Origin of the sequence: Snodgrassella sp. (assembly GCF_024103505.1) — a bacterium.
Classification (GTDB): domain Bacteria; phylum Pseudomonadota; class Gammaproteobacteria; order Burkholderiales; family Neisseriaceae; genus Snodgrassella; species Snodgrassella communis.
In genome coordinates, this window is sequence record NZ_JAGGIJ010000001.1 from 59295 (window position 1) to 73606 (window position 14312).

Genomic DNA, 14312 nt, shown 5'->3' on the forward strand with positions numbered 1-14312 from the left:
TAATAATCCGAGCATCACACCCACCCAGGATAAGCGTTTACCCACGCCACACAGCAAAAGAGAAAACATGTTATGCCCTTACCAAATTCAGTCTAGAAATAAATGTTACTATATAACATTACAGCAATGATACCTTATAACATTGCGTCAGCGCAAAATGTTATTGTGTTTAAGTTGATAATCGGAATGACTGGTGATGCGTCAGCGATCTGATGGGCAGGCGATTAGGGTGGAGTGCCTGTTGCAGCCGTACTGATAATGGTGATGGCAGGCCAAGCATAGTTGCGGCTATGGCTTCTGCACATAGTGGTGCGGTTACCAACCCACGGCTGCCATGAGCCGTATTAACAAATATACCCGGCTGCCACGGACAGGGCTGGGTAAGCGGGTAGTTTTTGTCCAGACGTAATTGTGCATACTGCACCAGCATGGCAGCTGTGTCTCCAACAGGCCCTACTACTGGTAGATGGTCGAAAGCATCGCAACGTATTGCTGCATGTCCCTGTGGGCTAGTATTCGGATTTAAGTTTGCAGCCAGATGTGGCAGCCATTGACGTAATTGTTCCCAGTTAAAATGTTCATCCGCGACGGATAAATCATCATTGGTTTGGTTAGGGTGAAATGTGGCGCCAAAGCATAGTTTATGCTGCCATGGTGGCGTAATATAGCTATTACCACTGAGTGCACACTTTATCTGAGTGGCTCCCGAGCGTAAGCTGGCTGTGGTCGTCTGCCCGCGTATCTGATGCAGTGGCCATCCAGCCACAGGATAGAGGGAGTTACTCTCAGCGCCAGCACAAATCACAATATGAGATGCATCAAGATAAAATGACTTTTGCTGATTCTGACAGCCAATCTGCCATAAATCATTCTGACGGGAGATTGTATTTGCTTTAGTGGCAGTTAACACGCTTATCAACGGATGCCGGAGTAAAGCCTCAGTTAAACTAAATGGATTAATTGCTGCACCATAAGGCCACCACAAACCACCATAAGGTACATCAATACCAGCAATCCGTTCAGCCTCAGCTTTTGTTACAGTCTGAAAAAGTGTATTGTGAGGATTTTGCTGTGCCAACAAAGTATTACGCTGCTTTTCGGCTGCGTTGTAATCCAAATGGATAACACCACAGTCCAGCCAGCCTTTCCCAGCTGGCAGACAGTTTTTCAGAAGCGCACGGCTGTACCCATAGCTGGCCAGTAACAATTCCGTTTGTATAGTCGCGTGTGCTGAGATTTTCGCATATAAAAGACCAAGATGATTGCCTGATGCCGCATTGGCAATTGAGTGTTGCTCAATCACTGTTACTGCTATACCGCGTTTTGCCAGTGCAAAAGCCGTGCTTGCTCCGGCAATACCGGCACCAATAATTACTACCGATTTAACCGGTATTGGGGTTGGCAAAGTAAGCCAAGGTTTATAAATAAATTTAGAGTATTCAGGTGTGGTGCAGACCATATTAGGATTTAACTGACACCACTGTTCATATACTTGCGGCTGAATAAGCGTGAATTTACCGGCATCACCAAAGGGATAACTGAATACCGGCTGTTGTTGCCAGAATACTTTTGCCTCAAGCCATAACTGTGCAATGTTCTGGCCAGCAGAAGATCTTGCTGTCAACGATTCTGGCCACTTTTCAGTCACAACCACTATCTCTGCCTGTTTATCATTGCCTAGTTGCTGGGCTAACTCATCTGGCTGTGGCCATTCATGAAAAATGTAAATACTCATCGTTGATGTGCTGGCTCATGGTTTTCGAATGATGCACTACTTCCCTGATTCAGCCACAGCCATTGCTGCTGTAATGTTTGCCGCAAACTGTCTTGTTTTTGCTGGGATGTATGCAGGCCAGCAGTCAAACGCTGATAATCAATGGTAAAAGCGGGGCGGGTAAATGTACCATTGATACGTAATGGTAACAGGTTTTGCTGTTTTTCCCGTCGTGTAGCAATCAGCACATTGTAATCCATCTGCTGTTGCAACCACTTAACATTGCCCGTACCTTTAATATCAAAATTATCGGCATGCAATTCAATACGACTGTTTTTGGTGTAGCCATTATTTAATGGAATAGCCAGTTTAATAAACCGAAATGGTGTTTGGTTGGTCTCGTTATAGGTTACTGTAGTCTGGTTATCACTGTTCTGTAGAATATTATTGATATCAATGCCATTCCAAACACCTTGATGAATTTGGATTCGTGCCAGCCCACTCAGGCTGGATAACCACTGCTGACGGTTAATGCCAATACCATGAAAATCAAAGTCTGCATCGCCATTACCATCCAGATTATGCAAACCAAATGTGTCCTGTAGAAAAGACTTCATTTGCACACGATTGGCGTGTTGCTGTACTTTCCATATCAATGGATTGGCATTAGTTACCTGCAACATACCATTACTGCTACCACCATACATTTGCACGTTGATGGGTGCCAAAGTGAAATTACGCTCATCTATAGCTAGTTGAGTTTTAAACTGGTTTAGCTGTATTGTCGGCGTGAAGATGGAATCAATAGCTAGTTGTGTTTTCAGCAAATTGTTTTTGAACCAGCGATGCCAGAGTTGTTGCCAGTCAGATGGTAGCAAACCTGTAGTCGTCTCTACGTAAGGACGTAAATTTAACTGTGCTAGGTGAATATTGCCACTTATTTTGCTTTGATGCCGGCCATTTTGGTAATCCAGTGCAATATTTATTGGTTGATTATCAAACTGACCTTGCAGATTGAGTTGGCCATTACCAGCATCATCACCTTGTACGATACCTGATAAATCACTGATAAAACGTGAATTGGGTAGGGCATTTACGGTATCTTGATGGCTGCTCACGGAAAAATTATCAATTTTCCAGTGACGCACATCCAGCCAAGATAATTGACCACTCAAGGTCAATGCAGTCTGATATAAATGACTTTGCCAGCCACTGTCGATTTGAAACTGAGGCAGAGACCAACGATTCTGCAACCAACTGATATTGCTTGCCGATAAGGTTGCATTAATTTCATTATCGCCAATCTGTGCCGTGGCCACACCATTTACCTGTGGTAAGAACAGTTTTGTCCATCCTACCTGCCAGTTTTGCCCGTTACCAGTAACATGTAATTGATTACGCTGACTGTGCCACTGCCATTGCACAGCAGTTGTCTGTAATAACTGCTGTTGCGGCAGCCAGCGAGCATTGAAATGCCACTGGCCATTACTTTCACCCAAAGCTGATAGGTTGGTTACTATACCGAGTTTAACATCCTGCCACTGCATCACTGCATCAGGGTGATATACTGCACTCAGCTGGTATTGCATGGTTGGTATATCTGAAACACTTGATGTAGCGTTCAACTGAAGCAGACCGGTACGGCCAAGATTACGCCATTTTAGATTTAGCTGATTAATCTGTTGCAGATTAATTCCATCATGAATACGGAGACTCGCATTTTCCAAAATCAGACGATTAAGCTGTAAATTATTGCCCTGACGTGGCTTTTTCCATAAATCAGCTAAATTCCATTGTCCCTGATTATTGCGAGTCAGACTAATATGCGCATCTGTTAGCTGCAATTTTTCAATGGTCAGACGGCCAAACAGACTCTGCCAGCCTAGACCAATTTTCATATTACCAATACTGATATCATCTGTTTTGGTAGCTTTATCTCTGATGTGTACCTGATGCAAGGTTACAGTTGGACGTGGAAACATTGAGCGGCTGATATCGGAGTCAAAAACCACCTGACGTCCACTTTCAGCAACGAGTGCATTAGCACGCTTATTGATTTCTTCTGCATTAAACAAATAATGTAGCACAATCATATCAATGATTAAGAGCGAAATAATGCTCAGGCAGCTAAATACTACCAATTTCAGCCAGAATTTGCCTGAATGCAATAAGGAAATCATAAACAGTTAAAATAAAATTATTTTCAAAAAGCAGCAATCTGCTTAATACAAAATTATGTATTTAGAGAAATATCTGTTACGGACAGCAAAGATCATCTATGCTAAACGCACAGCAGAGATTAAACACTAAGTTAAACAGCTTAAATTCAACAAAAGTTACACCACGTCACCTTAACCAACTCAGGTTTGCAATTTAAGCAAGATTAGTTCAATTATCTAGCTAGGAGGCTAACTTAGTGATGCATATGCGAATGTTCTGGCATGGTTGGATCTGTTTTAGTAACAGGAGCTACACTAACCGGCACATTAAGCGTAACCGGTTTGGCATGGCGAAAAGTTAGGCGAATTGGAATAGTAGTCCCTTTTACCAGAGGTTTTTTCAAACCCAGCAACATAATATGCATTTTGCCTGGTTGTAGCTGAGTTACCTGTCCGGCAGGCAGAGACAGACCATGCGCTAAAGGACGCATTTTCATCACACCATTTACTTCAACAGTTTCATGTATTTCACTGGACTTGGCTATCGGTGAGGATGCACTCAGTAATACATCATCTTTACCAGAATGATTGTCCAAATCCATAAATACGCCGCTGGAAGACATGCCAGATACACTGAATCGTGCCCATGCATTATTGGCAATGATATCTTGTGCCATCACCAGACCGGCATATGAAGCCAACAAAGTGGTAAACAGAATTTTTTTCATGACTACTACCCCTAATCAAGGCAGATATAAAATTTGGTGGTGGTGGTTTAACCACTTAAACCACCACAAAATATATTATATTACTAAATGTGGTGCAATTATTTGCAATAATTGTGCCAAAATTTTCGGATTGGCAGCCACAATATCGCCACTGTCCAGCCAAGTCTGCTCGCCTTGCATGTCAGTAACAATACCGCCGGCTTCCTGCACAATCAAAGCACCAGCTGCAATATCCCACGACTTCAAATTAAACTCAAAATAACCATCTACACGGCCACAGGCCACATTACATAAGTCTAGTGCAGCCGATCCTTCACGGCGCCCACCAGCTGTTTTTGCCAGCACATCTTTTAAAATAGCCAGATAAGTGTCCATCATAGTCTGATCAACAACTGGAAAACCCGTTGCAATTAGACTGCGCAGCAAATCAATGCGACTACTTACTCGAATGCGTTTATCATTCAGCAAAGCCCCCTGACCACGGCTGGCGACATACAGATCATTTTGTTCTGGCGCGTAAATTAGTGCTTCAGCTAAAGTTCCCTTATGCAGTAAAGCCATTGAAATGGCATACTGTTTATGACCATGCAAATAATTTGTCGTACCATCCAGCGGATCGATAATCCATTGATACTCAGCATTTTCGTTACCCAGATGGCCAGCTTCCTCACTCAAAATGGCATGGTGAGGGTATACTTCCTGAAGAGTATTAACAATAATACGTTCTGCTTCACGATCAACATCTGAAACAAAATCATTGGCAGCTTTATTATCAATTTTAATAGTATTTAAGTTGCTGCTGGCTCGATGCATCATTTGGCCGGCCTTGCGTGCTGCTTTCCAGGCAGTAGTTAAAATAGGATTCATGCTCATTCTCGTGATAGGACTGATAAAAGCTTATAACAGATACAAAATGACGTGTGTTAAAGAACAAAAGCCGCATCTCAAAAAACATTGCGGCAATTAAACAGAATAGATAGAAAGCAATTATACGGCAAAAAGCATTTTTTCCCAAACCGGCACACCAGAGCTACCGTTTGCATAGAATGATTTTGCTATAATATACAGTATTTATCTACGTCCAGCTGCCAGAGTGCCCTCATTCTTAAAATTGCAAACATGAATAAACCCATACTTCCCGATTTTCTTAATAACATTACAGTTGTACTTACACGCACCAGCCACCCAGCCAATATCGGTTCCGCAGCACGAGCCATGAAAACAATGGGATTAAACAGATTGATACTGGTGGCTCCGAATCTGATGCAAACTCCAATGACACCACGGCCTGCCGTGTTTGATCATACCAATCCTGCTGCATTTGTTTTGCCTGAAGAAAGTTTTACTCTTGCATCTGGTGCATGCGATGTATTGGAAAATGCACTAATTTTTGCTTCACTCAATGAAGCACTGGCTGATACAACGCTGTCGTGTGCTTTAACCAGCCGGCGTCGAGAACTGACTGCGCCATTACATACGCCACGTGAGATTATGCCATCGCTGATTGATGCCGCGCGAACAGGGCAGAAAATAGCACTGGTATTTGGTAATGAAACTTTTGGTTTGAGTATCGAAGAAGTACAAAGTTGCAATCGTCTGATTACCATCAATGGTAATCCTGATTATTTTTCTCTTAACTTGGCTCAGGCAGTGCAGGTAATCTGTTATGAACTCTTCAGCCATGTCGATATCAGCATGGCTTATTTAAAGCAGCAGCCAAATCTGGCCACACATCAGCAGACCAGTAGTATGGTGGAGCATTTACGTCAGGTGATGGATACAGCCGGATTTTTTAACCGTCGCAATGAAGAACGACTGATGCGGCGCATGGCTGCCATGTTTGATCGGGCTCAGCTAAGCACAGAAGATATCGACATCCTACGCGGCTTTTATAACACCGTAAATCAGCAAATACAGAAAAAGCAAAATTAGCATCTAATTGCAAGATTTACCGATATAGAGAGAAAAACTCATGAATTATGCTTCTGATGCACTCTGGTGGCGTTTGAAAAAAACGATTGTACGGGATTTGGCCAGTTTACTGACCGCACCATCACCTTGGATATCATCTGCTGAGCTACCTGTTTCGATATTATTAGGAGACGACGGATTTCGATTTCTGCTGTCTCTGGATGAAAAACCGGATGATTTATACCTGTTCCTGAAAAAGCACGGTGCTTACCACACTCATCTGGGGGTATACGCCGAACGTTTACTTCATTACTGGTTTTTACATGCACCACACAGCCGCTTAATTGCCCATAATCTACCTGTTCAGAATAATCAGCGTACAATCGGCGCTTTTGATTTTATCGTGCAGCTTAATAACCAGATATATCATCTAGAATTAGCGTGCAAATATTATGCTAGTCAGTCAGACAAGACAGAAAGCTTCATTGGTCTGAACAAAGCAGACCGGCTGATAGACAAAATGCACAAAATCAGACAGCAATTGGCATTAAGTACGCAGCCTGCTGCTGAAAGTGTATTGAAAGACTTGATACCTGAATCCAGCCAGTTACAACATGCAAGCATTATCCGTGGCATGCTATTCACCCCCTCAGCCAGCCAGCACTTTCAGCTACCTTTAAATCCCTTGTGTTGGCAGGGACGCCATATTGAAAACTGGGCAGAATTTGAATCTCTGGCGCACAATCGATTCTATGTACTTGATCACTTATCCTTTATATCACCAGTACGTGTAAGCAGTAATGCTATTGTTAATTTCAATCAGATTAAGCAAATCCGGCAGGGCATGATAGCATTGGTACAACAACGTAATGATGGCTATTGGTATGAAGTAGAACGGATAATGAAAACAAGCCATAACTGCAATTAGCCATAAGCAGCCACAAGTGTTTTCGTCATTACATAGGCTTTTATATAGGCTTATGGTACACTTGCCATTTAATTTTTGTCTGCATGAGTGAATGCCCGTGTGCGTACACCCTCAAGCAGTACTTTTAAGACAAATGAACCAAATCAGATCAACTGACATCTAAGGGTTTACGATGAGCGTAACAGTAGAAAAATTAGATAATTTAGAGCGTAAAATTGTTTTGGCTCTGAACTGGGAAGACATCCGAGCAAAAGTCAACGCACGCATGAAAGTGGCACAGAAACGTGCTCGCATTGATGGCTTTCGCCCAGGTAAAGCACCGCTGAGAATAATTGATTCCATGTATGGTTACGGCATTCGCGATGAAGTGCTGAATGAAATGACTCATAAAGCATTTGAAGAACTTATCGTAGCTGAAAAACTGAAAGTTGCCGGCCTGAAAAGCCTTACTGCACTGGAAGACGCTGATCAGGACGATGATAAAGTCTATAAAATTGCGGTCGTATTTGAAGAATTTCCTGAAATTAAACTTGGTGATTTGAGTACTCAGGAAGTAACTAAATTCAGTACTGAAATTGGCGACGCGGAAATTGACAAAACCGTAGATATCCTGCGTCAGCAGCGTACCCGTTTCAATCATGTAGAACGTGAAGCGCGTAATGGCGATCGTGTGATTATCGATTTTGCCGGTAAGATTGACGGTGAAGTATTTGCAGGTGGTAGTGCAGAAAACTACCCATTCTTGCTGGGTAAAGGCCAGATGCTACCTGACTTCGAAGCGGGTATTGCTGGCATGAAAGAGGGTGATGTAAAAGAAGTTTCCGTAACATTCCCGGAAGATTACCAGAGCAAGGATATTGCCGGTAAAACAGCTATTTTCACCATTACCCTAAAAAATGTTTCTGAAGCAGTGTTGCCTGAAGTAAATGAAGAATTTGCCAAATCACTGGGTATTGAAGACGGCGATGTACAAAAAATGCGTGCTGAAATCAAGAAAAATGTCAGTCGTGAAGTAAACCGCCGCGTAAGTGAAATGACTAAAGACAGTGCCATCAATGCTTTGCTGGCTGCTACTCCGGTTGATGTTCCTTCATCAATGGTTACAGAAGAAGCAAAAACCATGGCCGCGCGAATGAAAGAAAATTTTGCGGCGCAGGGTATGGATCAGAAAGATTTGGAATTGCCATTGGATATGTTCAATGAGCAGGCAAGCCGTCGTGTGGCCATCAGCCTGATTATGGGCGAACTGGTGCGTGAAGAAAAACTGGAACCATCAGAAGAACAGGTACGTAACGTAATCAACGAGTTTGCTGATAGCTATGAAGACCCGCAAGAAGTTATCGACTGGTATTATAGCGATAAAAAGAATTTGCAGGCACCTACTTCACTGGCTATAGAGCAGAATGTAGTTGACTACGTTTTAAGTAAAGCAAAAGTGGCAGATAAAGTACTGACTTTTGATGAAGTTATGGGACAACAGGCTCAAGCCTGAATGTAATACGCATTAAACAACGACCAAAGCACCGAAGTAGTTGTGAAGCTGCTTGGGTGCTTTTATTTCAATTGAGGGAAAAACATGTCACATATTGAAAATCTGGGTCTGGTACCTATGGTTGTAGAGCAGAGTGGACGCGGAGAACGTGCGTATGATATCTATTCACGCCTATTAAAGGAACGGATTATATTTATGGTTGGTCCGGTTACTGATGAAACCGCCAATCTGGTTGTAGCTCAGTTACTATTTCTGGAAAGTGAAAATCCTGATAAGGATATTTCACTTTATATCAACTCCCCCGGTGGGTCAGTAACTGCTGGGATGTCCATATTTGACACCATGAATTTTATTAAGCCCGATGTAGCAACTTTATGTCTGGGGCAAGCTGCAAGTATGGGTGCTTTCCTCCTGTCCGCTGGAGCAAAGGGTAAACGATTTGCCTTACCAAACAGTCGGGTTATGATTCATCAACCACTTATCAGTGGTGGACTAGGTGGTCAGGCTTCGGATATAGAAATCCATGCGCGTGAATTACTCAAACTGAAAAAGCAGTTAAACGAACATCTGGCACAGCATACCGGACAAAAACTGGCTCAAATTGAAAAAGATACCGATCGCGATAATTTTATGTCTGCGGAAGAGGCGAAAAAATATGGTCTGATTGATGAAGTCTTAACTCACAGATCCAAGTAAAAAATTTTAGATAGCTATTTAGATTTGGCTTTGATATTTAATCAAAAAATCGAAACCTTAATATTTAAAGGTTTCGATTTTTTTATTGTTGCTATAAACGCACAAATTAAATAGCAGTCTGATATCTGTTACTGTTTGCGCTGATTACTGATCCCCATCAGCATCGCCAGAATAACCATTACCGATAAAGTGGCCGTACCGCCATAGCTTACCAATGGCAAAGGCACGCCAACCACCGGCAAAATACCGCTAACCATACCCATATTGACAAATGCATAACAAAATAAGGTCATGGTTAACGCACCAGCCAAAGTACGACAATATAAGGTTGGTGCTTTAAAGGTAATATATAATCCTCGCATAAGAATAAATGTGTATACAGTCACTAGCAGAATATTTCCGATTAGACCAAATTCTTCACCGAAGACCGCAAAAATAAAGTCTGTCGTAGATTCAGGAATATAATCAAGATGGGTTTGAGAACCTTCTAGCCAGCCCTTACCCCAAATGCCGCCCGAACCAATTGCTGTCATGGATTGTAGAATATGGTATCCGGCTCCGAGGCGGTCTTTAGTGGGGTCAAGCAGGGTTAAAACTCGCATACGTTGATAATCATGCATTCCATAATTCCAAATTACAGGAAGCATGGCTATAAAGCCAATAACCGCTGAAATAATGACTTTCCACGGCAAACCGGCAAAAAATATCACAAACAGACCAGAGGCCATAATCAGCGTGGCTGTACCCAGATCCGGCTGTTTTAAAATCAGTGCCACGGGAATAAGAATCAGTACAAAGGCACTGATGTAGTGGTACCAGCGAATATTGCTTTCATTTTTCTGAAAAAACCAAGCTAATAGCATGGGTACGGCAATTTTCATGATTTCAGAGGGTTGAATACGAGCAATGCCAATATTCAGCCAGCGAGTTGAGCCATTGACAGTAATTCCGACAAAATGCACACCAAGCAGCAATAAGACACCCAAACAATATGCAGGTAAAGCAAAATTACTTAATATCTGCGGTGGAGTACGAGCAATCACCCACAGTAGAATAAAGCTGAGAATAGTATGCAGAGTTTTATTTTCCAGCTGTCCAAAATCCTGTCCGTCAGCAGAATACAGTAGAAATAGGCTCATAACATAAATAATCAGCATGGCATAGAACAACCATACATCCATTGGTGCCCATAATTTGTACCAGAAGCGTTTGAGCCATTGTTTTTCATTAATCATCATTTATCTCACAAGCCAGACTGAGGACGATAAGCGCGCAGTAATGGTGGCAAAGCAGCTTGACTGTGTTCATCGTGTCGCAAGGCATCCATCATGGCATCATTGGATAAATCATTTACGGGTAAATCCGCAGTATTGGTTGCCTGACCGGCACTAGGTAAATTTTTTAATTTCAATAGATAAAAATCAGCCAATTGCCGTGCAATCGGTGCAGCTGTAGCACCCCAACCATTATTTTCGAGAATGACAGCAATAGCAATCTGTGGTTTTTCCACTGGTGCAAATGCAATAAACCAAGCATGGTCGCGTAGCTGCATTTTAAGCGCCGCAGCATTATAACGAGCACCCTGTTTAATCTGTACTACCTGTGCTGTGCCGGTTTTGCCGCCCATCGTATAACTCAAACCAGAACCTATAGCTGCAGCAGTACCGCCTGGTTTCAATACCTTTTGCATCGCATCCTTAACATATTCAAAATTGCTGCGCTTAAATGGTACTGTTCGAACCGGCTGAGGGTCGATCAAAGTCATTTTTTGTGAGTTGTGATCAAGCAACGCTTGAACTAGGTGAGGGCGATAAACAACGCCATTATTACTCAGAATTGCTGTTGCAAAAGCGATCTGCAAAGGAGTATAGGCATTATAACCCTGCCCAATAGCCATACTAACGCTGTCTGCCGGCTGCCATACCCGTGCCTGTGGTTTATTTCGGGCAAATCTTTTTTCTTTCCAAGCACGAGTGGGCAATACTCCGGCATATTCATGATTAATATCAATGCCAGTCTGTTTACCCAGATTAAACTGGGCTAAATAGGGTGACATGCGGTCAACACCCATTTCATAACCTAGACGATAAAAAAATGTATCAGACGAGACTTGAATAGCTTTGCTCAGATTAGCTGAACCATGCCCACCGCGGGCAGCGTCGCGAAACTGATGGGTAGAACCGGGAATACTCCAAAAACCGGGTGCTGGCAAAACAGTACTTTGGGTCAGTTTGCCACTTTCAAGTGCAGCCATGGCCAAAAATGGTTTGAAAGTTGAGCCGGGTGGGTACATTCCCTGAGTAGCACGATTTAGCAAGGGGTGACGCCAGTCTTCATTCAGGCTTTTCCATGTATCCGTATCAATTCCATCAATAAACAGGTTGGGGTTATAACTTGGCTTAGATACCATCGCCAGTATTGCACCCGACTGTGGATTGATGGCCACCAAAGCACCTCGTTTATTTCCTATCAGGCGGTCTGCCTCCTGCTGCATACGGATATCCAATCCTAAACGAAGTGTTTGTCCAGGAATTGCCGGTACAGTTTTAATTGTACGGACAATATGCCCCTGAGCATCTTTTTCAACTTCACGATAACCTGGTATACCATGCAGCTGCCGCTCATAGTAATCTTCCAATCCCATTTTGCCGATATGTGTGCTACCACGGTATAAGCTAGTCAAATTCGCTTTATCAAGAGCCGTCATATCGCGGTCACTAATACGGCCGATATAGCCCACTATATGAGCCAGCAATTCGCCGTACGGATAATCTCGAAAAGTTCGCGCATTAATTTCTACACCTGGAAAACGATACAGCTCAGCTGCCAGACGGCTGGCTTCCTCCATAGTTAATTTGAGTTTTAATGGAACTTTGTCATAAGAACGATAATCAGCACGGAATTTATTAAAACGTTTCAGGTCACCATTGCTGAAGTCTACATATGCTCGCAATGCATTAATTGTATCTTCAAGTTTACCCGGTACCTGATTTGGGATTAATTCCAGCGAATAAGCTGGATAATTATGCGCCAGTACCACACCATTGATATCAACTATTTCCCCCCTAATTGGTGGGATGGATATCAATGAAATGCGGTTATTTGTAGCAGCAGTGACATAGTCATCATATTTAATTACCTGTAGATATACAAAGCGTGCAATCAACAAGCAAAAACAGATAATTATTAATATAAAAGCAGCCGCAATCCGTAGCCCTAAATCACCATACTGGGTAGGTTTGGACGGACGTTTTTTTTTGGTTCGAAATTGCAGTGCTTTCATAGACGTCTGGAATAGGCGAGATAAAGCATGAATTTAGATAAAAGAGGCCAGAGCAGAGCACTGATAAATGGAGAAACAAACAGATTCCAGCCAGTAAACTGATGGGTAGCGAAGAAATGTACAATCACCAGTACCAGTGTCATCAGCATCAGACAACCCAAAATAGTTAGTGCCTGATATCCATAAGAATAACCAAGCATCTGATGCCTGTTATGCTCAACCAGATATACTGCTGCCATTATACCCAACGCATGTTGACCAAACGGCGTTCCTAGACCAACATCCATTATTAGACCCAATACAAAAGCCATACCGATACCAATATTTTGTGGCCGGTGTAAACTCCAGTACAAGGTCATCATAGCCGTCGAGGCTGGCAGCCAGCCAGCTAATGGCTGCGGAAAAGGAATCAGGTCAAAAAATAGTGCAGCCATCAGGCTTAAAATAATAAGCCGTTTTCGGGTATGACGGTGCAGGCTGTCAACTTCAGTCATGATTGGCAGATGATAGGTTGGTAACTACTGCATCAGCAGAATAATGAGCAGTCTGCCCATGCTTTTGTGGAATAACAAGTACAAAATTGCTATTACGTAATTGCGCAATAGGTTCAATCTGTGCACGATAATAAGGCGAACCATTACCACTTTGTGCTTGTGTTACAGTAGCAATAGGTATACCAGCCGGATAAATACTATCCATTCCTGAAGTGACCAGCAAGTCATTACGCAATAGGCTGGCATTCGCCGGAAAATAGCGCAGATCCAGACTGCCTGAACGGCCATAAACCAATGTACGTACTCCGGTTCGCATCACCATTGCCGGAATAACCGCATTACTATTGGTTATCAGCGTTACTTCAGAACTCAATGGCTGAACAGATGTGACCTGCCCAATTAACCCATGTTCGTCACTTACAGCATCGCCCTGACGAATCTGATGATGGCTGCCTTTATCAATAACAAAGCGATCAGCCAGTGGATTAGTATCACTAGATACAATCTGAGCCACTTGTGCCTGAGGCAGTGCTGTTTTCTGTAGCTGAATCAGATTATTCAGATTCACCATAGACTTTAACCGTACCTCCTGCTGGCTGATTTGTAATTTTAGCTGCGCATTCTGAGCCTTTAGCATCTTGTTTTCACTGCTCAGGTTTTGCTGTTTCTCAAAAAAAACCATACCATTAGAAACAATATTTACTGGCTGCATAGCCAGCCATTGCAAGGGATATAAAGCCGTACCGATATAATTGCGGCTGATTTTAACCACATCATATCGATTATCAAGCAACAGCAATGCAACCGCAACCAGAGACAAGACAACTAGTTTACTGGTACTGCGCAGGCCATTGTGGACAAAATTGAGAGAAGGCTCTGCCATTATTAATTACAATAAAAAAACTAC

At 42.7% G+C, this 14312-nt stretch carries 12 protein-coding genes; 4 read left to right on the plus strand and 8 right to left on the minus strand.

Going from position 1 to position 14312, the window contains the following annotated elements:
* Positions 1–169 precede the first annotated feature (169 nt).
* From mnmC1 to J6578_RS00300, 4 genes are all read right to left on the minus strand, one after another.
* A complete protein-coding gene (gene mnmC1 / locus J6578_RS00285) occupies positions 170–1735 on the minus strand; it encodes an FAD-dependent 5-carboxymethylaminomethyl-2-thiouridine(34) oxidoreductase MnmC1 (RefSeq protein ID WP_287953585.1) in 1566 nt (521 codons plus the stop codon).
* Complete coding sequence (locus tag J6578_RS00290; RefSeq protein ID WP_287953587.1) at positions 1732–3894, minus strand: AsmA family protein; 2163 nt, start codon at positions 3892–3894, stop codon at positions 1732–1734. Before J6578_RS00290 ends, mnmC1 begins: the two co-directional genes overlap by 4 nt.
* A 233-nt stretch (positions 3895–4127) precedes the next feature.
* Positions 4128–4601, minus strand: coding sequence for a copper chaperone PCu(A)C (locus J6578_RS00295; RefSeq protein WP_093090397.1), 474 nt, complete (start codon positions 4599–4601; stop codon positions 4128–4130).
* Between the two features lie 75 nt (positions 4602–4676).
* A complete protein-coding gene (locus tag J6578_RS00300; protein ID WP_037405487.1) occupies positions 4677–5468 on the minus strand; it encodes an inositol monophosphatase family protein in 792 nt (263 codons plus the stop codon).
* A gap of 252 nt (positions 5469–5720) precedes the next feature.
* Between J6578_RS00300 and J6578_RS00305 the strand changes: the two genes are divergently transcribed.
* The 4 genes from J6578_RS00305 (at position 5721) to clpP (ending at position 9628) form a co-directional block, all read left to right on the plus strand.
* Positions 5721–6533 carry an RNA methyltransferase gene (locus J6578_RS00305; RefSeq protein ID WP_093090399.1) on the plus strand — a complete coding sequence of 271 codons (813 nt, stop codon included), beginning with the start codon at positions 5721–5723 and terminating at the stop codon, positions 6531–6533.
* Between the two features lie 40 nt (positions 6534–6573).
* A complete protein-coding gene (locus J6578_RS00310) occupies positions 6574–7440 on the plus strand; it encodes a DUF1853 family protein (protein WP_287953589.1) in 867 nt (288 codons plus the stop codon).
* Between the two features lie 172 nt (positions 7441–7612).
* A complete protein-coding gene (tig, locus tag J6578_RS00315; protein WP_287953591.1) occupies positions 7613–8932 on the plus strand; it encodes a trigger factor in 1320 nt (439 codons plus the stop codon).
* A gap of 84 nt (positions 8933–9016) precedes the next feature.
* Entirely contained in the window at positions 9017–9628 is a 612-nt protein-coding gene (gene clpP / locus J6578_RS00320) for an ATP-dependent Clp endopeptidase proteolytic subunit ClpP (RefSeq protein ID WP_037405496.1), read from the plus strand.
* Between the two features lie 128 nt (positions 9629–9756).
* On the opposite strand, the gene rodA is transcribed toward clpP, so the two are convergent.
* From rodA to mreC, 4 genes are read right to left on the minus strand one after another with little or no spacing between them, the layout of a single operon-like run.
* Positions 9757–10863, minus strand: a complete 1107-nt coding sequence (gene rodA / locus J6578_RS00325) for a rod shape-determining protein RodA (protein WP_100139036.1) — start codon at positions 10861–10863, stop codon at positions 9757–9759.
* 8 nt (positions 10864–10871) lie between these two features.
* Complete coding sequence (mrdA, locus tag J6578_RS00330) at positions 10872–12911, minus strand: penicillin-binding protein 2 (protein ID WP_287953593.1); 2040 nt, start codon at positions 12909–12911, stop codon at positions 10872–10874.
* The gene (gene mreD / locus J6578_RS00335; protein WP_239348833.1) at positions 12908–13405 is read right to left on the minus strand and encodes a rod shape-determining protein MreD; all 498 of its coding nucleotides are present in this window, start codon (positions 13403–13405) and stop codon (positions 12908–12910) included. Before mreD ends, mrdA begins: the two co-directional genes overlap by 4 nt.
* On the minus strand, positions 13398–14288 hold the full coding sequence (mreC, locus tag J6578_RS00340) for a rod shape-determining protein MreC (RefSeq protein ID WP_287953595.1): 891 nt from the start codon (positions 14286–14288) through the stop codon (positions 13398–13400). Before mreC ends, mreD begins: the two co-directional genes overlap by 8 nt.
* Positions 14289–14312: the final 24 nt, after the last annotated feature.

Coding starts and splice junctions, on each gene's coding strand:
- mreD (WP_239348833.1), bottom strand. CDS start 13,405: ATGACTGAAGTTGACAGCCTGCACCGTCATACCCGAAAACGGCTTATT.
- J6578_RS00290 (WP_287953587.1), bottom strand. CDS start 3,894: ATGATTTCCTTATTGCATTCAGGCAAATTCTGGCTGAAATTGGTAGTA.
- rodA (WP_100139036.1), bottom strand. CDS start 10,863: ATGATTAATGAAAAACAATGGCTCAAACGCTTCTGGTACAAATTATGG.
- mnmC1 (WP_287953585.1), bottom strand. CDS start 1,735: ATGAGTATTTACATTTTTCATGAATGGCCACAGCCAGATGAGTTAGCC.
- tig (WP_287953591.1), top strand. CDS start 7,613: ATGAGCGTAACAGTAGAAAAATTAGATAATTTAGAGCGTAAAATTGTT.
- J6578_RS00300 (WP_037405487.1), bottom strand. CDS start 5,468: ATGAATCCTATTTTAACTACTGCCTGGAAAGCAGCACGCAAGGCCGGC.
- J6578_RS00310 (WP_287953589.1), top strand. CDS start 6,574: ATGAATTATGCTTCTGATGCACTCTGGTGGCGTTTGAAAAAAACGATT.
- J6578_RS00295 (WP_093090397.1), bottom strand. CDS start 4,601: ATGAAAAAAATTCTGTTTACCACTTTGTTGGCTTCATATGCCGGTCTG.
- mreC (WP_287953595.1), bottom strand. CDS start 14,288: ATGGCAGAGCCTTCTCTCAATTTTGTCCACAATGGCCTGCGCAGTACC.
- clpP (WP_037405496.1), top strand. CDS start 9,017: ATGTCACATATTGAAAATCTGGGTCTGGTACCTATGGTTGTAGAGCAG.
- mrdA (WP_287953593.1), bottom strand. CDS start 12,911: ATGAAAGCACTGCAATTTCGAACCAAAAAAAAACGTCCGTCCAAACCT.
- J6578_RS00305 (WP_093090399.1), top strand. CDS start 5,721: ATGAATAAACCCATACTTCCCGATTTTCTTAATAACATTACAGTTGTA.